Origin of the sequence: Streptomyces sp. NPDC001933, assembly GCF_042890955.1 — a bacterium.
Classification (GTDB): Bacteria; Actinomycetota; Actinomycetes; order Streptomycetales; family Streptomycetaceae; genus Streptomyces.
Genome location: NZ_JBIASS010000046.1, coordinates 1 through 20163, shown reverse-complemented (window position 1 = coordinate 20163; position 20163 = coordinate 1). Strand labels below are relative to the sequence as shown.

At 67.6% G+C, this 20163-nt stretch carries 18 protein-coding genes and 4 pseudogenes; 10 read left to right on the top strand and 12 right to left on the bottom strand.

Annotated features, from left to right (window positions below):
* The 4 genes from ACFYY7_RS42730 to ACFYY7_RS42715 all read left to right on the top strand — a co-directional run.
* Positions 1-291 (top strand): hypothetical protein (locus ACFYY7_RS42730; RefSeq protein WP_388671014.1); only part of this gene is annotated, 291 nt, incomplete at its 5' end.
* A 3-nt stretch (positions 292-294) separates the two neighbouring features.
* Complete coding sequence (locus tag ACFYY7_RS42725; RefSeq protein WP_388671011.1) at positions 295-447, top strand: hypothetical protein; 153 nt, start codon at positions 295-297, stop codon at positions 445-447.
* A 150-nt stretch (positions 448-597) separates the two neighbouring features.
* A complete protein-coding gene (locus ACFYY7_RS42720) occupies positions 598-1335 on the top strand; it encodes a hypothetical protein (protein WP_388671008.1) in 738 nt (245 codons plus the stop codon).
* Positions 1336-1848: 513 nt separating this feature from the next.
* Positions 1849-2145, top strand: coding sequence for a hypothetical protein (locus ACFYY7_RS42715; protein ID WP_388671005.1), 297 nt, complete (start codon positions 1849-1851; stop codon positions 2143-2145).
* 46 nt (positions 2146-2191) lie between these two features.
* Here the strand turns inward: ACFYY7_RS42715 and ACFYY7_RS42710 are convergent, their stop codons facing one another.
* Positions 2192-2854 (bottom strand): hypothetical protein, encoded by a 663-nt coding sequence (locus ACFYY7_RS42710; protein ID WP_388671002.1) that lies wholly within the window; start codon positions 2852-2854, stop codon positions 2192-2194.
* 153 nt (positions 2855-3007) lie between these two features.
* A complete protein-coding gene (locus ACFYY7_RS42705; protein ID WP_388670999.1) occupies positions 3008-3331 on the bottom strand; it encodes a hypothetical protein in 324 nt (107 codons plus the stop codon).
* A 134-nt stretch (positions 3332-3465) separates the two neighbouring features.
* On the opposite strand from ACFYY7_RS42705, the gene ACFYY7_RS42700 reads away from it, so the two are divergent.
* A complete protein-coding gene (locus ACFYY7_RS42700; RefSeq protein WP_388670996.1) occupies positions 3466-4020 on the top strand; it encodes a hypothetical protein in 555 nt (184 codons plus the stop codon).
* Between the two features lie 140 nt (positions 4021-4160).
* Here the strand turns inward: ACFYY7_RS42700 and ACFYY7_RS42695 are convergent, their stop codons facing one another.
* Together ACFYY7_RS42695 and ACFYY7_RS42690 are read right to left on the bottom strand one after the other, a co-directional pair.
* A complete protein-coding gene (locus ACFYY7_RS42695; RefSeq protein ID WP_388670993.1) occupies positions 4161-4592 on the bottom strand; it encodes a DUF5958 family protein in 432 nt (143 codons plus the stop codon).
* Between the two features lie 287 nt (positions 4593-4879).
* Entirely contained in the window at positions 4880-6595 is a 1716-nt protein-coding gene (locus ACFYY7_RS42690) for a GH25 family lysozyme (RefSeq protein WP_388670990.1), read from the bottom strand.
* A gap of 224 nt (positions 6596-6819) precedes the next feature.
* Between ACFYY7_RS42690 and ACFYY7_RS42685 the strand changes: the two genes are divergently transcribed.
* The gene (locus ACFYY7_RS42685; protein ID WP_388670987.1) at positions 6820-8007 is read left to right on the top strand and encodes a peptidoglycan-binding protein; all 1188 of its coding nucleotides are present in this window, start codon (positions 6820-6822) and stop codon (positions 8005-8007) included.
* Positions 8008-8435: 428 nt separating this feature from the next.
* Positions 8436-8624, top strand: a complete 189-nt coding sequence (locus ACFYY7_RS42680) for a hypothetical protein (protein WP_388670984.1) — start codon at positions 8436-8438, stop codon at positions 8622-8624.
* Positions 8625-9651: 1027 nt separating this feature from the next.
* Here the strand turns inward: ACFYY7_RS42680 and ACFYY7_RS42675 are convergent.
* From ACFYY7_RS42675 to ACFYY7_RS42640, 8 genes and pseudogenes are all read right to left on the bottom strand, one after another.
* Complete coding sequence (locus tag ACFYY7_RS42675; protein WP_388670981.1) at positions 9652-10047, bottom strand: transposase; 396 nt, start codon at positions 10045-10047, stop codon at positions 9652-9654.
* Between the two features lie 661 nt (positions 10048-10708).
* The gene (locus ACFYY7_RS42670; protein ID WP_388670978.1) at positions 10709-11554 is read right to left on the bottom strand and encodes an rRNA adenine N-6-methyltransferase family protein; all 846 of its coding nucleotides are present in this window, start codon (positions 11552-11554) and stop codon (positions 10709-10711) included.
* 924 nt (positions 11555-12478) lie between these two features.
* The gene (locus tag ACFYY7_RS42665) at positions 12479-13264 is read right to left on the bottom strand and encodes an SAM-dependent methyltransferase (RefSeq protein ID WP_388670975.1); all 786 of its coding nucleotides are present in this window, start codon (positions 13262-13264) and stop codon (positions 12479-12481) included.
* Positions 13265-13396: 132 nt separating this feature from the next.
* Positions 13397-13507, bottom strand: a pseudogene (locus tag ACFYY7_RS42660) (IS3 family transposase); the annotation flags it as partial.
* A 106-nt stretch (positions 13508-13613) separates the two neighbouring features.
* Positions 13614-13895 (bottom strand): annotated as a pseudogene (locus tag ACFYY7_RS42655) (transposase); the annotation flags it as partial.
* A gap of 921 nt (positions 13896-14816) precedes the next feature.
* Positions 14817-15254, bottom strand: coding sequence for a DUF4259 domain-containing protein (locus tag ACFYY7_RS42650; RefSeq protein ID WP_388670972.1), 438 nt, complete (start codon positions 15252-15254; stop codon positions 14817-14819).
* A gap of 54 nt (positions 15255-15308) precedes the next feature.
* Positions 15309-15617 (bottom strand): transposase, encoded by a 309-nt coding sequence (locus ACFYY7_RS42645; RefSeq protein ID WP_388671017.1) that lies wholly within the window; start codon positions 15615-15617, stop codon positions 15309-15311.
* Positions 15618-15674: 57 nt separating this feature from the next.
* Positions 15675-16904, bottom strand: coding sequence for an ISL3 family transposase (locus ACFYY7_RS42640; RefSeq protein ID WP_388670969.1), 1230 nt, complete (start codon positions 16902-16904; stop codon positions 15675-15677).
* Positions 16905-17245: 341 nt separating this feature from the next.
* Here ACFYY7_RS42640 and ACFYY7_RS42635 point away from each other — a divergent pair.
* The 3 genes and pseudogenes from ACFYY7_RS42635 to ACFYY7_RS42625 all read left to right on the top strand — a co-directional run.
* A pseudogene (locus ACFYY7_RS42635) lies at positions 17246-18331 on the top strand (ISL3 family transposase); the annotation flags it as partial.
* 314 nt (positions 18332-18645) lie between these two features.
* Positions 18646-19317: pseudogene (locus ACFYY7_RS42630) on the top strand (PP2C family protein-serine/threonine phosphatase); the annotation flags it as partial.
* 275 nt (positions 19318-19592) lie between these two features.
* Positions 19593-20163 (top strand): type I-U CRISPR-associated protein Cas7 (locus tag ACFYY7_RS42625; RefSeq protein WP_388670966.1); only part of this gene is annotated, 571 nt, incomplete at its 3' end.

Sequence of the window (20163 nt, the reverse complement as noted above, 5' to 3'; positions counted from 1 at the left end):
CCACCGTCTCATCATCAACATGCACGGGCACATCGTTCCAGACGCCCTAAAACAGCACCCATCCACCTTGACCAAAGAGATAGGGGCACCCCCCCCCGCAGCCGGGGCTGGTGGCAGCGCGCCCTGGAGGTCGCCGAGCACCCCAGTCTCTCCCCCGAGGCCCGCGCCGTCGGCCTGCGGACCGCCCGCGAGCACTACCCCATCCGATACCCGGACCAGCTGCGCCCCGCGCCGACCGAAGCCGAACGCGCGGCGGCCCTGGGCTGGATCGACCGGCACGCCGACGATTGAGGCGTGTCTTTCGGATCGTCTCGCCGACCGGACGAAGACGGCGAAGTCGACCGCGACGATCCGGTCCAGGCCGACTTCGGCGTCGGCCCGGGCCGGCAAGGGGTGAAGACCTGGTCCCAGGCGCCGTCGACGGCCCGCTTCCGCAGCCGGTCGTAGTCCCGCGTCGAGGCTTGGGGCGACGCTGCGCGTCGGCGTCTCCGGCGGATCGGCGCGCAGCCATGCCGTTGGGCCAGGGCCGGGACCGGCGCTTCGCGACGGCCGAACCGGTGCGTGGGTCCCGCTGGGTCCGGTGGATACTGGCGTCCGATGGCTTCCGACCGCGCGACGCGCCTTCGCCGACTCGCCCGTACGCTCACCGAACGGTTCGGCCTCGCACTCCACCGGCACGGTGCGGTCGAGGCCGAGTGGTCCGACTCGGCACGCGCGTGGACGTTCGCCTGGACCGACGGGCCGACGGTCGCGCAGGTGCGGGCGGCCTGCCGGGAGGCCGAGTCGGCGGCGGGCGAGGGCCTTCGGTACGCGCGAACGCTCTCGCAGGACGCCGTCGCACTCGGTGCCGTCCGCCTGACGGTCTCCTCCACCGGCACGAGCCGTCGTCCCCTCCTCCGTCCGGCCGACATCGAGGCGCTGCTGAGGGACGAGCCGTTCCCGATGCCGCGCACGGACCGGGAACGCGTGCTCGTGTACGCCGTGGTCTACGAGATCCACGACGCGCACCACCGCAACCAGGCCCGAGCTGAGGAGATCTGCGGGCTCATCAACCAGTACGGCCTGGCGATGTTCCTGCGCCGGTGCGGAGCCGAGCTGTCCCCCGTCGAGATCCTGACCGCCCACTACGCGGCGACGCACGCCCACCCCGCATGGCGCTACCAGCTGGCCCCGATGGACGCGGACGTGCTGGTCCGGGCGGTCCGGGAAGACCCACGGGCGTCGGCGGAGCTCATCACTGCCGCCCTTGCCCTCCTGCCCGGGCTGCCTGCCGAGCTCGCCGCGGCCGAGGCCGAACTCCGGACCCGTCTCGAGCACGCCGCGCCGACGGCGTAGTCAGAGGCAGGTAAGGGCTGTTCCTGCCTGGCCGGGCGTCGGCCCCGGGCGGGGTTCGTCCCGGCGCTCGGCCCGCACTGTCACACCCCCCTCATACACTGCCCGCCATGAGCGTCTCTCTCTACTACAGCGCGCACCGCACGACACCACTGACCGAGGCCGAGTCGGCCTCCATCGCGCGCGTCGTCGCCGCACACATGGCGTCGTTTCCCTACAGCGACGAGGAAAGCCTGTACGTGTACGACCGGCGTGCGGCCGGGCCTCAGGAGATCGTCGCCGGGTCCACCAAAATGCCGCTCGATCCCGGTCGCCTGATGCCGGTGATCGCCCATGTGCTGGACTCCGTCACGGAGCTGCGCCGGGCCATGCCGGACGCCGAATGGCGCGTGCACATGGACGACCTCGACGTCCCGTGGGACGAGGCCGAGGGGTACGCCCTGCCCGGGATGCGCGACGCGGACCTGATCGCGGAGCTCGCGGCGATCAACCACGTGGACGGGACGGGGCAGCGGGATGAGGGAGGAGAGCGCGGAGAAGTCCGCAGACGCCTTGCCGCCCACGCCGGAGCAGCGTCGCCTCATCGAGTTCGGCGAGACGCTGTACCGCCGCATCGCTCCGGACGCCGCCATCGGTCACGTGCTGCTGCCCGAGGACGGTGCAGTCGCTGTCGTGCACCGCGTGCGGGGCGGCGGGACGATCCTCGTGGCGGCCGACCGGTCGGTGCTCTTCTTCGGCTCGGCGCTCGACATCAGCGCCGCCCTGATCGACTTCCGGGCCGGCCGGCGCACGCCTGTGGAGAAGTTCCAGTAGCGGAAGACGCAGGGCAGGGACGGCCCGCCGAGGGCCCCGCTTCTGCTCAGGACCGGTAGCCGATCGACGCGATGGTGTCACCGAGCTGCTCCAGTGTCACGGCGGGGTTCAGGGCGGCGACCAGCTCCGGCGTGAGAGGCCGCAGCTCGTACACATCGATGACCGCGTCCAGGTCCACCGGAGTGCGGTAGTACCTCTGGGCCCATGCTTGGTACGCCTCGGGCGTCCCGTCGACCAGGCGGCGAAAGAGCCAGTCGGACCCGTCCGGAACGGAACGGCCGCCGTCGAAGTCGACCTCTCCCGTCCGCCACTGCCCGTCAGCGTTCTCCCGCCACAGGCAGACGGTGATGTGCGCAATGCCCTCCAGCCGGAAAGCCGGATCCTCGACGCAGGACCGGAACACCTCCGGGACGGTGTCGACTACGCCGGGCCACGGCGTCCCGTCGCCCGCGTACGGGCTCATGGGGGACTCGTGGTCGAACCCGCGGATGTACGCTCCGGCCGCCGAGAAGACGACGGAGTAGGTGTCTCCCCTGCCGTTGTCCATCGAGGCCAGTTCCTGCGTCGCGGACCAGTGGGCGTCGAACCGGTGGTGGCGCAGGTATGGTGCGCCGGGCTGGAGGATCGCGTCCAGCATCGCCATCGACCGGCACAGGTTTCGCAGGGTGGCGATATCCGGCAGTCGGCGAGCGACATCACGAGCGTTCATCGGGCCATCCCACCACACGGCGATGGAAGGGCGGCCCGGGCGCTGTCACGTTGTGGAGTGTGTGAGTGCCTGACGGGGCGTCGTCACGTTGTTGGGTGCGTGACTGTCTGATAGTGCGTCGGGGCGTGGTGGGCCCGCGGCCCGGGCCTGTGTTCAGGCCGTGGTGGACCAGCCGCCGATCCAGTCGAGGACGGTGGGCAGCACGTCGTCCGCGGCCGACGGGGCTTCCTTCATGGAGTCGAAGTGGAATCCATTGACGCCAGTCCTATCCGAGTAGGCGTCGAGGCTGCTGAGGAGGACGTACTCCAGGATGTCGGCGGGGCCGGCGACGTGGAAGGCGGGGCCTCCGAGGGGCTCGGAGGAGACGACACAGGCCGCGACAGCGTCGCCGAACAGGGCCCTGTAGATCATCATCTCGATACCGAGATGGTGTTCAAGCTCGTCGAGTCCGCCCAGGCCCTGCTGGCGCGCGATCACCGGTGCCCACCTGGTGCCCGTTGTCCGCACCGGGGCCCGGTTCGAGAACGGCGTCCTGGTCGAACGCCAGGAGCAGGCCGCGTGACGCGAAAAACAGCTGCACAGATCTGGTGCAACGATGCGACACTGCCCCTATGACCAGGCCAGAGCTCTCCGAACTCGACTATCTGCGGGAGATCGAACGGCTCGCCAAGGCAGTCACCTCCGCAGCTGCCGGCGAGCATTGGTACGCCGGCGACGCCGAAGGCGAGGGGCCGCTCCAACGCAGTGTCAACGCTCTGGGAAGGACGCTGCGGCACTACCACTTCCCCCTGGACGGGTGCCTGGAGGAGGAGGCAGAGCGCCCACAGGTTCCCCTCGCGGCCGTGGCCCTCATCCGCCCCGAGGCCATGCCTGTCGGCACCGACGAGACCTACCCGCATGCCTGTGCTCGACTGGGAGTGGAAGCACGCCCCGAAGGGTGGGCGTTGTGGGACACCTGGGTCGACGGCAACGCGAAGGTCACCATGGTCGTCTCCGCCGTGGACACCACCGAGGGCCTCCTCGCCAACTGGGCCAAGGGCAGAAACCTGCTTCCCGTCATGCCTCTGCCCTCCCAGATCGCCCAGGTCCACGCCGGTTGGACCGGCTGGGCGTCGATCTTCTCCCCCTACGGCAAGAGGAAACTCGGCCTCAACGGACAGCCGTGATCCACAGGTATTGACTATTGCTCGTTTAGGGCGAGCCCGCCGGGCATCTCGGCACAGGTGCCTATGCGCTCGATCTTCTCTGCACCAACGGCACGAGTCGAATGCGCGAACCGGCTCTCAACATTGCTCGGCCTCCTGCGTTACGGCCTCTCAACTGGCGGAAGCAGGTTGTGCCACGAGTGTCCGCAGGAGCCATTGCAGTAGGTCTGCCTGCGGCGGGTGTCGGCGACAGAGAACACCGAGACAAGGACACGGAACGCTTTGATGTGCTCGTCAGCGGGGAGGGCCGCGAACCTGTAGCGGGGTGGGTCCATGCAAATCATCACCGAAGGGTTAGCGGTGGGCTTCACTCCGGACCGAGCGACTCCCGCGTGGCCGTCCGCCGTCGTGATGTGCGCCTGCATCGCATAGCCAGCGACCTCCTGCAGTACCACCTGCCGTCCTGCCGGGGAGAGGGTGGCAAACCAGGTTGTCCCGTCGTCCAACGTGCGGAGTCCTTGCGCGACCTCGTTGACGACTTGCTTGGCCTCACGCCGAATGGCTCGCCTGTCCTCGCTGCTGGCCCCCAACATTTCTCGATCATTCCACATCGCCTCGGGCCGAGAGCGAGCTGGCGCAGCACCGAGAGCGCATCTCTCGTGCTCAGGAGGCCATGGCGCCGCTGCTCCCGCGCTGCGGCGGCTGCGGCGAGCAGAAGCCGGACGCCTGGCTCACCGGCCGCCCCCTCGCACCGCCCTTCGCAGCACTCCGTCCCGCTGGATAGAGATCCAGCGGGACGGAATTAACCAACAGCGTCCCGTATGGGGTGCGGTGGCGGCTGCTTTTGCACCGGTGACGAGCCGGGGGAGGGGCTGGCGGGTTAGATGAAGGTGATGTCCCAGTGGACGCCGCCGCTGCGCGGGACCTCGTAGACGTACTCGGCGGAGATCCCGGCCAGGGTGCCGTGCCAGCGGGCGTCGGTGCCTCGCGGGGCGCCCTTGCGCTGGGTGGTCTTGATCCAGTTGGTCACGCAGCCGCCCTCGTCACGGGTACGCAGGTCGAGCTTGTAACCGTTGGCGTGCGAGTGGTTGCCCCTGGTGCTGTGGCCGGACTCGGTGCCGCCGGTGATGACGATGGTGCAACCGCTGGCCTTCTTCAGAGCGATGACGCCCTGGATCGTGCGGGCACGGACACCCGCCAGGGAAGTCCGCCCGACCGGGGCCTTGATCCCGGCCGCGGCGAGCTGCGTCAGGGCCTGGCGCTGGGTCAGCCTGCCGTTCGCCGGAGCCGGCTGGGTCGGGGCAGGCGTGGTCGGGGCGGACTTCGCGCCGTTGATCAGCTTGTTCCACGTCTTCGGACCGATGATCCCGTCAGCGGTCAGTCCGTGGGACCGCTGGAACGCGACCGTCGCGTTCCGGGTGGCCGGGCCGAACGCGCCGTCGACCGCGATGCGGTTCCCGTACCCGGCGAGCTGCGCCTGGGCGGCCTTCACCGCGGCTCCGTTCGCGCCCTGGCCAACAGTGCGGACCAGCTTGTTCCACGTGTTCGGGCCGATGATCTCGTCCGCGGTCAGGCCGTGGGACCGCTGGAATGCGGCGGCGTTCTGGGTGTTCGGGCCGTAGATCCCGTCGGCGGTGACGGACTGGCCGGCCGCGGCCAGCAGGTGCTGGGCGGTGGTGACGTTCACGCCACGCGCCCCGTTCTTCAGCAGCGGCCAGACCGCCGTGGACGGAGCCGACGCACCCCCACCAGCCCCAGCCCCGGCCCCGGTGCCGGTGCCGGTGCCCGTGGTGGGCGTTGACGTGCCCGCGCCGGGCCCCGTGGGGGTCTGACCGGGGCTGAGCTGGGCGAGGGCGCGGAGCTGGGTCAGCGTGCCCTTGTAGACGTTCACGTCGGCCTTGCCCCGCAGACCGGGTACCGATCCGTTCTCGGTGTACTGCCAGATCGACCAGTACCTGCCGCCGACCGGAGCGGGCTCACGCGTTCCGCTCCCGTAGCGGGGCTGCCACAGCGGGCTGTTGGCCAGGGCACCGGTGTTGCCACGCAGGCACGTGTCGGCGAAGTCCTTCGAGGTGTAGACGATGGGGTTCACCCCGAACGCCTGACGGGTCTTGGTCAGGAACGCGGCGACCTGGGTGTTGCTCACCCCGGCCGGGCACCGGCCGCGGATCTTCTCCAGGTCGACCACCGGCGGCAACTGCCCCGCACGCTTCCCGTCGTACCCGGCCGCCCGGACTGTACGGATGAAGTGGTCGGCCTGAGCCACGCCGGAACCGGAGTCGTAGAAGTGGTACGGCGCGGCCATCAGCCCGGCCCGCGACGCCCCCGCGAAGTCACCCGCGAACTGCGGGTCGCGGTAACCGGTGCCCTGCGTCGCCTTCTGGAACACGAACGAGTACCCCGCCCTCACGGACGCCGACCACTGGATCGGGTGGGAGTTGTGATGGCTCGTGTCGAACCCCTTCACCCCGTACGCGGCCGGGCTGTTCGCCTGCGCCTGCTCCTGCCCCATGAAGCTGATCAGGCCAAATCCAGCGGCCGCGACCGCCACCATGGCACCCGCCTGAAGACCCGTCTTCTTGCTGATGATGCGCACGACTTCACCCCTCGTCAGACCCACCGGCACACACCCGGAAGGCAGTTTGCGCCGCGCCTTTGCGGCGTCGACGAGATGAAGATTCGGGGTACCGCCGTCCCACCGGTAGCCTGATCGGCATTCCAGCCGTACCGCGCCGTCCCGGCCGTTCCACAAGGCCCCTGACCTGCGAAAAGAAACGGCTCTGGAACACGACGATCACATCGGTACCAAGGGGAAGATCTGTGCAACCCAACCAAGGCGACAACCCGCCCGCGCAGCCACTGCCGGAAGTCACCGCACTGCTCCAGGCACTGCGACAGGTCAAGGCATCCAAGAACCTCTCCCTGGACGCCTTCACCCACGACACCGGCTACTCCCGCTCCTCCTGGAACCGCGTCCTCAAAGGCACCGCGTTCCCACCCCGAGCAGCCGTCGAACGCCTCTGCACCCGCCGCGGCCTCGACAAGAACACCCTCCTCGGCCTCTGGGACACCGCCGACCAAGCACGCCGCGCCCAAGACACCCAGCAAGAAGCACCGTCCGAAGCAGCGCCCGTTCCCGCACCGGCAACCCCCGCACAAGGCGTACCGGACCCCACACCCCCGACAGCAGCTCCGGACCCCGTACCGCCGGCAGCAGCCCCGGATCCCGCGCCGCCGGCAGCAGCCCCGGATCCCGCGCCGCCGACAGCAGCCCCGGATCCCGCGCCGACAGTCCCGGACCCCGTGCCGCCGACAGCCCCGGACACCGTTCCTGGCACCGCAGCTCCGAAACCAGCAGCGGCCAGCCCGGCTCCCGCACCATCCACGCCCGGCCCGGCCGCACCGGCAAAGCCAGCAGCTGCTCCCCGGAGCCGGATCAAAATCCTCGCGCTGATCGCCGCCGCCCTTGCCGCGCTGCTGCTGGTCGGACGCTGGTACTCAGTCCACGAAACACAGAGCCCCACCGTCGAGGCCGGCGGCGACAACCGCCCCGGCGACGACCAGCCCGTGGTCGACGAAACTCCCCTGCCCCCGAAGGACGACGAGAAGAAGAACAAGGACCAGGACTCCACGGGCGAGGAAGATACGAACACGAAGTCACCGCGCCCCAGCAGTTCAGCCAAGGGCGAGGCATCTTCCCCAGCCGCTGCTCCTGCCTCTCCCAGCACGGCCGCCTCGCCCGGCGCCGCCGGCCGCGCCAACTGCCCCTACAACTGGGACCGCAAGCAGGTCATGGCCAAGGGCATGGTCGGCTCGAAGGTGAAGGAGATCCAGTGCCTGCTGAACTCCAACTACGACTACACGCTCACCGTCGACGGCAAGTTCGGAGAAGGCACCGACACCGCCGTACGCGCCGTCCAGCGCTGCAGCGGTCTCAAGCCCGACGGCCAGGTCGGACCCCAGACCTGGAAATACCTCGACACCCCCATGTCCGGCTGCGGCCACTGAAACAGGCGATCCAGCAGGAGGATCGCCGTTCCAGCGTTCCACCGTGGCTTCGTACACGACAGTGAGCAGCGTTCTGACAGCAGCTCGGGAGGCGCTGCGGAGGCTAGCCCGCGTCGAATGTTCACGGCTTTGAGCAGCAGCTCGGGGGCGTAGGTGAGGTCGACCGCCTGCCGCTCCCAGAAGGGCCGGGCAAAAGCGCTGGCTCTACGGGGGCAGGTGGTCCGTCGGTGCATGTGGTAAGGCTTCCTCGGGCCTCAAGCCCCCCGGGAACGGGCCTGGTTCGCCCTCTGCCGGGCACCTAAGGGGCTTGTGTGGCCGCCGGGGCGGCCGGGCTCACGGGGCTGCACGCTCCGTGATCACCGTGAAGCAGGCAATGCCCTGCATCTGCTGTCGCGGTGTAGCCGGTGCTGCGGGTCGACGGCGATGCCGTGGATGACGCCGACCTCGGGGTGCGCGGTCTGCCCGTCCGGACCGAGCTGGGGCGAGCCTCGGTGAGCACGACCCGCGCGCCCTCCTCCACCAGCTGCTTCTCGCAGGCGTCGAGCAGCGTCGAGGCGACTCCCCGTGAGACCGGGGCGCTGGAGGTCGCCCCCGCATCGCTCCACCATTGCAATTGACGCTGCGCCATGAAGTGTCGCAGGATCGAGCCGGATAGGGAGATCTTGCTCCCCTTTCCGAATAGGAACATTCAACGGGGCCCACCTGACGTGCTGTTACGTCAGCGCAGTTCGGGAGAAGCGCGAATCGCTGCAACAAGCCCGTCGGCTTCTTCTCGTGCCAGGCCCCCCTACACCATCGGGGAATATTTCAATGCACAAGCATCTCAGCAGCTCGCGCCGGACCGGGCGAGTAGCCGCGTCTGCGGCCATCACCCTCCTCGTCGCGGCTGGTGCCACGCTCGCCACCGTCTCCCCGGCTGCCGCTGTCGGGACGTCGGCCTGCACTACAGTAACGATCGAACGACTCAGAAATCTCGATGAGAATTGGGTTCTGGCACAGATCTTGGGGAGCGATCGCGGAGAGTCATCGTGCTGTTCGATGATGTGGGAGGTTGAGCCTCGGCTCCACGCCTAATGTTCTGCCTCACCGAACTTTGACGGTGGTCCGACGATGCTGGCATCCAGCGCATGGACCTGTGCTGGGTCGAGGTGGAGTTCGTACGCGGTGTAACACTCGCTGATCTCTGTTCCTACGGCAGCGCCACACGGGCACAGCCGGTTCAGGCCGCTCTGACCATGCCAGCCGCAGCAGCCTGTGTGGTCTCCCTCAAGGTCGGGCAGTAGGTCTGGTGCGTCGTCGGGATGGAGAACGATCGTGTTTCGGGGGCCTACGGAAGTCAGGAACCCGTCTCCGTCCGGATCGTCGACACAAGGCCCGCCGGGAAACACCGCGACGGGTTCGTCGGTCGGCAGGAACGGGGCTCCCCATGGCTCGGGCTCCAGGGCATAGCGCCCCATATGCATCGTGGCCGGGGCCCGGCGATATCCGTCGGGTCCGATACGCCCGTCGAACTCTGGCCTGACCAGGGTCTCGGACAGCTGCACAGTCCTGGTCAGAGGGCGGGTGCAGGCGGCACACACAAAAGTGATCACACGAAGTTCTAGCCCACCGAACCCGCATCAGCAAGAGACTGCTTCCGGGCTACTACAGCAGGATCATCTTCCGGAGCAGGTGGAAGCCGGCTCGGCCGTAGAGCTGTCTCTTGATCTTTTTGATGCGGTTCACGGCGCCTTCGATGCTGCCCGAGCTCCAGTCCAGGGTGAGGCCGGCGGTCACGGCGTCGAGGTCTCGGGGCAGGTGGAGTGCGAAGCCGGTGAGCCCGGGCAGTTGGCTGGCATTGACGGCGTCGATCCAGGCAGGGAGCGTGGCGCCGAGGCGGCTGGTGAGCATCTCGCCGAAATCGCGGACGTGTCCGGCGGCCGTGTCCAGTTCGGGACAGCGGGTCAGGACGTCCTTGAGGCCGACGCGGTCTTCCTCCCGTAGGTGACGGGAGCTTACTCGGCGACCAGCTCGCCGTGGAGTCGGGTGACGTTGGCGCATCCCTCGGCGAATCATCGTTCCAGGTAGGGCTTGTAGGGGTCCAGTCTGCTGGGCCGGGGGCCGGTTGTCGCGGATGGCGTCCTGCCAGCGTGCGGTGTTCGCGTATCGGAGCACGGTGTTGAGACCCCAGCCCAGGTGCCGGGCGATCGCCCGGCGTGAGTGGCCCTGGGCGAGCACCTCGTGGATCAGGGCGTGTGCAGCCTTCTTGCGCTCGGCCCGCCGGCCGACCCGAAATCGGCGTGCGTCACTCCCTTGAAATCCCCGGCGAGCCGGTCATCGTCGAGTACATCATTCTCCGTGAGCTGCGGGAGATCCGCATCTCTGCGCTCGTTTGGCTTGGCTGATCACCAAGGTTCTTCGCCCGCTCCACCGGCCGGACGGTTCCTGGGCGTTGCGGCGTTCGTCCGGAAGGGGCGTACCTGTGGAGTGCCCAGCCTGTGTCCAGATGCGTCCTGCTGCGCCATGCGGTACGAGGCGGCCGGAACCCGGTCGCGGGCCCGGTCAGGCAGCTGACACCCGAATAGGACGCGGCCCGATTAGCGGCCTGTCAGAGCCCCCAGCAAAGGCGACGAGCAGGATGCTATGACGTGAGCTGCGGCAAGCACGGGGCGGTAGGCCTGGAATTGCGGGCCGGGTCATGTTGGCTGGGTGACGGCCGCCGTCACTGCGGCAGGACTGAGGGCTCGATAACTCTCTGTCCGCGGGGCCCGGCGTCGATCCGGAGGTCCTGCCAGCGCTCCGGATCGAGCTCGCCGGGCCAGCCCAGCTCTGCGTGCGGGCGGCGCTCACGCTGCCCGCGTACCCGCATAAACTCGACCGCGGCAACGAACTTCCCCCTCCCGCCGTCCTGCCCGTCCCCTGTGAGACGAACCAGCAGATCGCAGCCGAACGGACTGTCGAGCGGGGCCACCAGCACGCCACCTGGACGCAGTTGTTCCAGCCACGCGGGTGGGATGCGGCGGACCGATGCGGTGGCGACGATGCGGTCGTAAGGGCCGGCGGGTGCGTAGCCCTGCTCGCCGTCTCCGGTGATGACGAGCGGGTCGAGTTGCATGGCTGTGAGCCTGTCGCGGGCCCGCTCGGCAATCCGGGGGTCGATCTCGATGCTCACGACGGTCTGGGGACCGGTCCGGGTGGTGAGGAGGGCGGTGGTGTAGGCGGTGCCGGTGCCGATTTCTAGGACATGGTCGCCAGGGCGGGGTGCGAGGTGGCGCAGGAGTTCGATGATGACGCCGCTGGAGGAGACGCTGCTGGTGAAGGCCCCTACGGCAGGCCCGGTCGGGGGTACTTGGCCGTCGTCGATCTGGGTGATGAGTGCGGTGCCGGTGCGGTAGACGGCCTTGAGCCAGGCCCTGGGCCGCTCGGTCCGGTCGATCAAGCTGTACAGGCCGTCCTCACGTGCGGTGGGCCACCACACCTGGTCCGGAACAAAGTGCTCGCGCGGCACGGTGAGAAACACGTCCCGCAGCCAGGAAGCCCCGGCGAAGCCGCGGGGGTTGAGGGTCATCTCCTCGGCACAACGCCGGCGGAGGGATTCTGCATCGAGAGGCATCAGCGTGGCCTAGTCGTCGTCGCTGTCGTCAGGCTCCGGATCCGGCATCGGATTGCCCGGGTCTCCCGGGCTGGAGTACGGGCCTCCGACCTGCCCGTCTCCGGACTGGCGGTCATCGCCGTAAGCGACGGTCCCTGTGAGCACGCGCTTCATCCGGCCTCCTTGTACAGACGTTCTCCTCACCCACGGTAGGCGGACAGTTTCTTGATCGGGACAGAACTCAGGATTCCGGACCGGCCTGCCACACGGCCCGGGAAGTGCCAGTGTCTCCGGCCGCTCCCCTGTCCCGGGCCGAGGTTCGTGCGCCATCACTGGTCCGGGCAGGGGCAGACCGTTAGTTCTCGGGCCGGGAATGGCTGCTGAAGTGCAGCCAGGCAGTCAGGGCGTCCCTCAGCTCGCCTGCGCCAGCCCTGCTCAGCTGTGGCCCCGACGGAGCAGGGCGGAGGTGGATCCCGGCACCGGTGCCGGCCGCGGTCCGCTCCGTCAGCCCACGGGCTGCGCCTGCTCTCAGGGGCTCGTCATCGCAGCCGCAGGGCACATTGCCATGCAGTCAGATGCCCATCTGGAGAGCATGCCCGTGCGGGGCCGCTCCGGCGTTCACGGAAGGCTGCATCGCTGGTATGACCCGTTGCAGGTCTCGTGCTATCCGTTGGGCCTCTCCACGAACCTCGACAGGGACATTGCCTTCTTCCCGGATAAGTCGGTCGAAGATCGGAGTCTCTTGAAACATGGGAAATCCACTCTTTCGAACTTGTCTGCGAGTGCAGAATAGATTGTTGTCCTGGCCGAAGACGCCTCATCAGCCTGGCCTTCGCTGCGGAAGCCGGTTCATCGGGATCCAGCCGGTCCATGGTGTCCGTCCTGCGCTCCGGACGCGTATCACTTGCGGGCGACGAACCCCCACTGGTCGACGGGCTCATCCCCTTCTTGCCCCGGGCCCGGACGCCACATGGAGATGGACCCGAATCCCGGGGCGACCAGGTCCATGCCGTCGGCGCTAGCGAGGATCTCCTCGGGCTGGCGCACGAGATAGGGCGGGGTGTCCCCCGAGGCGTATGCCTCCTGGGCGGCCAGCGTCTGTGGCGTGGCGACCGTGTCGCAGAGAACCAGATGGCTGCCGGGTACGAAGGCCCGCATGTACTGGCGTGTGAGCTGGATTCCGGCTTCCGGCTCGACGTGTCCCAGGGTTGAGAGGATCATCACCGCTATCGGGCGTGTCATGTCCAAGGTCCGTGAAGCTTCCCGGATCACCAGCTCGGCGTCACGCAGGTCTGCGTGGATGTAGTCCGTCATTCCGGCGGGTGCGCTGGTGAGCAGGGCGCGTGCGTGAGCCAGGACCAGGGGGTCGTTGTCGACGTAGACGATGCGGGCGTCGGGGCGGACGCTCTGGGCGACTTCATGGGTGCTGTCGTGTACGGGCAGGCCGGTCCCGAGGTCGAGGAACTGGTCGATGCCCGCCTCCGCGAGGTAGCTCACCGCGCGTGCCTGGAAGGCGCGGGAGGCCCGGGCGAGGTCGCGTGCCGCCGGGTAGGCCGCCATGACCTGTTCTCCCAACGCCTGATCGACGGGGTAGTTGTCCTTCCCGCCGATCCAGAAGTTCCACACTCGGGCCGAGTGCGGAACTCCGCTTCGGAACTGGGCTTCGAGTTCAGGGTTCGTGTTCATGGGAATCTCGCTTCTTTCATCATGCGGCGTATCTGTGTTGGTGCGGGGGGCCCGGGCTCCTGCGGTGTTGCTGACCTTCTGCCCAGGAAGCCTGAGCTTGTTCCGCTTTGACGGACACCGTTGGTGTCGTGGTCAGGCTGCGAGTGCGGTCTCGTATTCGGCGGGACTGCGGTAGCCGAGGCTGCTGTGCAGTCGGTGCAAGTTGTACCAGCTCTCGATGAAGTCGAAGATCGCGGTGCGGGCGGCGCGGTTCTGGAGACCTTCAACAGCTCACACGCCCGATTGAGGTTGTGACCTGCGATTTTCTCCGCCTCGATGAACGGGTCCACCGTCACCGGATCTCCTTCGCGAAGAAAGCCGTGGCTCGCTTGAGGATGTCGACGTCCTCGCGCAGACGGCGGTTCTCCCGCCGCAGCGCAGCCAGCTCCTCGCGTTCACTGCTGGTCAGTCCGTCACGCTCGCCCGCGTCGCCCTCGGCCCGCTTGACCCAGTCCCGCACCGCGGTCTCGGTCAGATCGAAGTCCTTCGCGATCTGACCGACCGACCGGTCACCACGCCGACACAGCTCGACTATCTCGGCCTTGAACTCCGGCGTGGACGAACGGCGAGGGCGAGGCTTCTTCTTCCTCATGCTCTCCATGATGGACATCCTCCCGGGGACGAACCCCTGATCTCGAATGTCTGCCAAAAAGGAACAAGCCCAACACCATGTTCATCCGCTTCCACAACCACTGGGAGAAGGGGCCGCTGTTCCAGAAGTCGAAACTCTCATCGCTGTCGTGGATCTCGCAGGCCACTGCGTAGCCGACAAGCATGGAATCCAGATGCTGAAGAGAGCCGCGGCGAACCCACATTCCCGGGCGGAGCCGCACCTGGTCCAGGAACTCGTGGACATCATGCAACTCTCGCGGCTTGCGCAGCCCGGGCCTGCCAGCCGCCAGCTCAGTCATACTTGCAGCCTACTGACAACAGCTAACACAGGAAGCGAATCTGTCGGTGAGTGATGAGGCAGCAGGCGAGTTTGAGGGCGCGCGCGGCCCCGCGGACACGTGCGGGGACTGGCCGGCCGCCGATCCCCGAGGCGCTCCGCCTGCCCCGCCCCCACCCTCTCCGTTTCGGTAGTCGGGCGGCAGAGGGGTGCGCAGAGGGGATGTCAGCACCCCGACCACGCCTCTACAGGCATGGTGACCAGCGCAAACGCCCGACGCTACGGAAAGAGGGTGCGACAGATACCGCAGGAGAAACCGCGGGGCATGACGCAATAGGTGCCGCAGGTGATTCCGGCTCCGGGACATCGGCGGGCCCAGGGCATTGTCGCCATGCCGACGCCGACACCGCCGCCCTGAGGCCGCGGGGGTGTCTCCGGCACCATATGTTGGAACAACCGTCGGCGGGCTACCGACCTCAAGGAGGAGGCATGCGGTCAGCGACCTTTACGGAGCTGTGCGTCGAACCGACGCAGCACCTGGCTTCGCTCACGTCAAGGTACAGCATTTGTTGGTGAGTTTGGGTTCTGACTCAAGTTCTGTGGTCCGTGACTGTGGGTCACCGATTAGATCTCGAAGAGGGCTTCCTCTTGTGGCGGGATCGGAGGGTCAAGGACGTCGCGGAGGCGGGTGATGTCCTGGCGCCACTTCGACCAGTTCGCGGCTTCGGCCCACAGCTCGGCGAGTTCAGACCGGTTGGAGACCACTTGGTCCAGGGCGTCGACGGCGAGCATTCGAAGGTCTGCAGGCAACTCCGGTAGCGGCTCTGATGGGCCATAGTTCGAACACGCCGGATCGCCGTCAGGATGCTGTGCGACGACCAGGGCCGCCGCGGCCACTGCACGCTCACCGTCGTAGATACCCAGGAAGTCCGCAGGCCCGGCGGCACGTTTGAGCACGCCCCGGATCATGGCTTCGCGTTCTTCCAGTGCTGTCTCGTCCAGGTCACCGGCGAAGTCGGCGGCGGTGTCGTTGTCGAAGGGGCCGATGTCCCAGGTACCCATGTCTCTCCTTGCGTGGCTGCCTGGGGATCGTCGCATTGGCCGCTGACAGCGAGGTCAGTAGGCGAGCAGTACCCGCTTGCGCAGAAGTTTGAAGCCAGCTCGTCCATACCTCTGCCGCTTGATCATTTTGATGCGGTTGACATGGCCTTCGACGACGCCCGAGCTCCAGGGCAGGGTCAGGCCAGCGGTGACGGCCGCGAGGTCGCGTTCGAGGCCGCTGATGAAGGTGTGCATGCTGGGCAGGTCGTCGGCCCGGACCGCCGCAATCCACTCGGGGAGCCGTTCTCCCTGGAGCTGGGTGAGCATCTGCCCGAAGGAACGGACGTGCCCGGCGAGGGCGTCCAGCTCGGGGCAGCGGGCCAGAACGGACTTCAGCTTCAGTCGTTCCCTCTTTGGCAGGGTGTCAGGGTGGGTGAGGATTCACCCGGCCACGGTCCTGGGCGATGCCGGCCGTCCCTCCGGCGCGGCGTCCCGAAAGGGACGAAGGTAGGCCCGGACGGCGCCGTATCCACCTGCGTATCCGTGGCTCTGGATCTCCTTCCAGAGAGTCCAGGCATTCGTGCAGCCCCCGGCCCACCGCTCGTGCAAGTACGGCTTGAAGTCGTCGAGCTTCGTTCTGCGGTTCTGCCACTGTCCTTGGAAGAGTTCCTCCGGGCTTGCCGCGTCGGCCAGGCGCTGAACGGTTCGGTAGGTCATCCGGAGTTCGCGGGCGATCGCCCGCCGACTGTGTCCTTCGCCGAGCATTCCGTGCACGATGGCGTGTTTCTCGCGGGTTCGATCGGCGAAGCGGTGTCCAGTCGGCCACGGTGACGCGCCAGCTTCGGGAGCCGGTGGTGCGGTGACGCCCTCGGAGCCGGGAACCGTGAATGGCGCTCGCAGACAGGTGCGATGGCGCGATACGCATCGCTCAATGGCTTCGCCGAGGTTGCGCCAGAGATGGAAACGGTCTGCGACCTGCACCGCGGTGGGAGCCCCGGTGCTGGCGCCTTCGGCGAAGAAGGGGGCGCGGTCGCGACAGACCACCTCAACCTCAGGACACTCAGCAAGCCAGGCGGCGACAGTGGCTGCCTCACGGTCCGGCAGCAGATCCACGGGCCTGCCGGTTTCGACATCGACCAGGACAGTCCCGTAGATACGGCCCTTGCGCATCGCGTACTCGTCGATACCCACTACCCGCGGGGCCGACGGCTGAGGGTCAGGCATCGCATCGACCAACCGAAGCACCGTGCTGCGGCTGGCGGAGATGCCGAAGACGTCTGCAAGACGGGCTCCAGCGCGGCCGGCCAACGCAAGACCCACCTCGGCCAAGGCCGAACGCAGCCGGTCAGTCCGCTGAGCGTGACGGCGGATCAGTCCCGGGATCTGCTCAGCGAAGGTCTGCCGTCCACAGGAGGTGTCCGCGCAGATGAACCTGCGGACCTGCAGGCGCAGCACCACACGCCTTCCCGCGCTGGGCAGATCAGCAGGAAACCGCAGGTAGGATCCATGAAGCCGGTTCGACCACCTTCCACAGCCCGGACACTCAGCACCAGCAGACTTGCGGGCGATGCCAATCCAGATCGCCTCGCCGTCGTCCTCCGCTGACATCACCGCGACTTCAGGGTCCGACAGGAACAGGAGCTCTTCCAGACGCAGCAGCACTTCGTTCACGGCCCCGAACTCTCGGGCACGAAACGACAGCCATGGGGCATTTCAGGACGATCGAGCGAGAGCCACTATGGAGATCAACAGTCACGCAGCGTGGATGCTCCACAGAAGTTGAGCCAGAACCTTCGTCGGCTCTGTCGCTGATCTTGTGACGCAGTGTCTGGTTGGTCGTTTGTGCGAGTGTGTAGTTCAGACGGGTTACAGCAGGTCCTGCCGCATCTGTCGACCGTGGTGATCGAGTCGGTACAGCGGTCGGAGGAAGGCGTCGTGTTGCGTACACGTTCGCGTATGTCGTCGGCGCGGTGCCCGCGCTGTGAGGAACGCTCCGTACGAGCCATGGACGGTACGAACGACGTCTGAGGGATACTCCGTTGGGTGGTGTACCGGTGGTGATTGTGCTGCTCATACGGCGCTTCAAGTGTCTGGCCGTCGACTGCCCGGCAGCGACGTTCGCAGAGCAGATACCGGGACTGACCGGTCCGCACGCCCGGTACACCCCTGTACTGCGCGGCCAGTTGAACCGCATCGCCGAAGTCCTGGCCGGCAGACCCGGAGCCAGGCTCGCCGGAAGACTCGGCATGACGGTGGCCAAGGACACCCTCCTACGGCTTCTTCGGACCGTGCCATTTCAAGCACCAGGACCGGTCCGCGTCCTCGGAGTCTATGAGTTCGCTCTGCTCAAGGGGCATACCTACGCCACAATCCTGGTCGATCTCGAGGCCCGACGGCCCATCGACGTCCTGCCCGGCCGGGAGGCCGAGCCAGTTGCTCGCTGGCTCGCCGACCACCCCGAGGTGGAGATCGTGTGCCGGGACCGCGCCACAGCCTATGCGGAGGCCGCCAAGCAGGCCGTTCCGCAGGCGGTTCAGGTCGCTGATGTGTGGCACCTGTGGAGCAACCTGGCGAAGGCCGTCGAGAAGACGGTCGCCGCCCACTACGGCTGCCTCCGCTCCGCCCACGAATCCGCCGCCGTCGCCAACGAGCCGGAACCGCCTCCGGTGCCGGACGGCTTCCTCGACGTCCATGGCCGGCCCCGACGTATCGTCGCCATGATCCGCGAGCGGCACCGTGCCGTCCAAGAACTCCGCGCCACAGGCCGCTCCTTGCGTGGCATCAGCCGCGACCTGGACCTCGACTACTACTCAGTCCGCCGCTACGCACGCACAGCGAACGTCGACGAGTTGCTGGTCAAGGTCACCCAACGCCGGACGAAACTGGATGACTACAAGCCCTACATCTACCAGCGCTTCACCGAGGGCTGTCACAACGCCAGGCAGCTCTTCCGTGAAGTTCGTGACCAGGGCTTCCCGGGCGAACGGGCGACGGTCAGCCGCTACGTCCGTCTCCTGCGAGAGGGCATGGTGACCACTCCTCCGCTCCCTGCTTCCCAAGCCCCGCCGAGCCCTGCGCTGGATCCTGACCCATCCTGAACGCCTGCGGCCCGACGAAGCCGTCGGCATCAAGGAGATCCGCGCGGCCTGCCCCGAGCTCGATGCCACCGTTGATCATGTCTGCTCATGCACGAGCACCATGGCGAAGACCTTCCCGCGTGGATTGCGCGTGTCGATGTGGAAGGCCAGGTCACGAGAGTCAAACTCCTCAAGCGCGCCGGGTACGGCCGAGCCGAACTCGACCTCCTCCGCACCCGAATCCTCCTACGGACCTGACCGGCCCGCGTCACAAGATCAGCGACAGAGCCGATATCTCCGTACTCCGTGGCGCACTCAGAGGAGTACGCCGACACGGGAGCCCGGAGCCCTCCGAAGACCTCAGCGGCGACACCTTCGACTACGCCCTGGACCGCGAACCCTGCACCTGTCGGTGACCGACCCCATGGGCCACAACATCGACGCCGCCCTGGCCGCCACAGTCTTGGTGAGCGCCCTGCGCAGCGCCCGCCGCGCAGAAGCCGACCTGGCCGAGCAAGCCCACCGGGCCGACCAGGCCCTGGCCACGCCACCGGGCAGCTACTGCGCATCAACCTCCACACCGGGCAGGCCCAGTTCGTCAACGCCGGCCACCCCTGGCCGCCGCGCATGCGCGAGGGGGCTCCGGAGGTGATCACCTGCGAGGTAGACTATCCCTTCGGCCTGTCCCTGCCCGCCCCCACCCCTACCGCGTCCAGGACATTGAGCTGCGCCCCGGCGACCGTCTGCTCATGTTGACCGACGGCATGCTCGAACGTCACGGGGAGAATGTCGACCTGCTCGCCCCGGTGGAGCGCACCCGGGACCTGCATCCGCGGGAGACCGCACTGACGCTGACGTCCACGGTCTTGGACGCCGCTGGCGGCCGGCTCGAAGACGATGCCACCGTGATGTGTCTGGACTGGCACGGCCCCCAGGAGACCCAGCGGCAAGATGCCGGCTCTGGCGCGGACACTCAGCAAGCCTCAGCAGGCCGCACGAAGTCATAGCCGTGACCAGGGCGCTCTCCTGGACGGTTTCAGGCGACAAGCGAGTACCTCTCGCTTGTCGGGGAATCGCTTCTGAGCACCGTGAAGTCGACGTCCAGTTTCGAATCGTACGCTTCGGACTGGATCTTCGGTCCGGATTTTCGGAGGCCGAGCATCGTAGCGGCGGCCACTGACAGGCCGGGTGCCCGTGTCGAAGCGGAGCGTTGAACAGGTACTGATGTCTCGATTCGATATGCACCGCCTTGCCCTGATCTGTCGGCGAATGTGGCTGTGTCATGGCATGGCAGTCCTGGCTGGTGTTTTGGTACTGGAGGTCGATCAAGATCGTGAAGCTCTACGACACACTGCTCGCTGTGGTCAGCGGGCAGTCGAACGACGGTGCGATCCGTATCCGGGCGGTCTACGAACCGGCGGGCGGGCCCGGCGCAAGGGTCTTCCCGCCCACAGCGAAGACCAAAGCCACAGACACGGCCGGGTACTTGACCGAGCCCCGCTACGTGGACGGCGAGCCGGTCACCGTCGTGCTGATCGACCAGTGCCAGTCCCAGGCGAGCGGGTGCGAGCAGGCTCTGGTGGACGCGGTCCGCCGGCAGGGCCTGTTCATCCCTCACCTGGAGCTGACGACCGAGGCAGAGGGAATACCCGTGCGGATCACGAGCCTGGAGGCTCCCCACCGGTCCCGCGACGCCTGCTTCTGTGATGCGCAAGGACCCCGACGGTACGGCGTTCGACCAGACGGAGCCTGGTACCGCGGACAGCGTCCCCAGGGAGGGGGCGTCCCTGCGGGCAGCGGTGGTCGAGGCCGGCGTCAGGGACTCCGCACACAGCGGAAGCCCGTGTTCCCGC

Excerpts from the sequence above, each read along its gene's own strand:
- ACFYY7_RS42720 (WP_388671008.1), top strand. The coding sequence starts at position 598 with ATGGCTTCCGACCGCGCGACGCGCCTTCGCCGACTCGCCCGTACGCTC.
- ACFYY7_RS42715 (WP_388671005.1), top strand. The coding sequence starts at position 1,849 with ATGAGGGAGGAGAGCGCGGAGAAGTCCGCAGACGCCTTGCCGCCCACG.
- ACFYY7_RS42710 (WP_388671002.1), bottom strand. The coding sequence starts at position 2,854 with ATGAACGCTCGTGATGTCGCTCGCCGACTGCCGGATATCGCCACCCTG.
- ACFYY7_RS42700 (WP_388670996.1), top strand. The coding sequence starts at position 3,466 with ATGACCAGGCCAGAGCTCTCCGAACTCGACTATCTGCGGGAGATCGAA.
- ACFYY7_RS42695 (WP_388670993.1), bottom strand. The coding sequence starts at position 4,592 with ATGTTGGGGGCCAGCAGCGAGGACAGGCGAGCCATTCGGCGTGAGGCC.
- ACFYY7_RS42675 (WP_388670981.1), bottom strand. The coding sequence starts at position 10,047 with ATGCGCCAACGTCACCCGACTCCACGGCGAGCTGGTCGCCGAGTAAGC.
- ACFYY7_RS42670 (WP_388670978.1), bottom strand. The coding sequence starts at position 11,554 with ATGACCCTCAACCCCCGCGGCTTCGCCGGGGCTTCCTGGCTGCGGGAC.
- ACFYY7_RS42665 (WP_388670975.1), bottom strand. The coding sequence starts at position 13,264 with ATGAACACGAACCCTGAACTCGAAGCCCAGTTCCGAAGCGGAGTTCCG.
- ACFYY7_RS42650 (WP_388670972.1), bottom strand. The coding sequence starts at position 15,254 with ATGGGTACCTGGGACATCGGCCCCTTCGACAACGACACCGCCGCCGAC.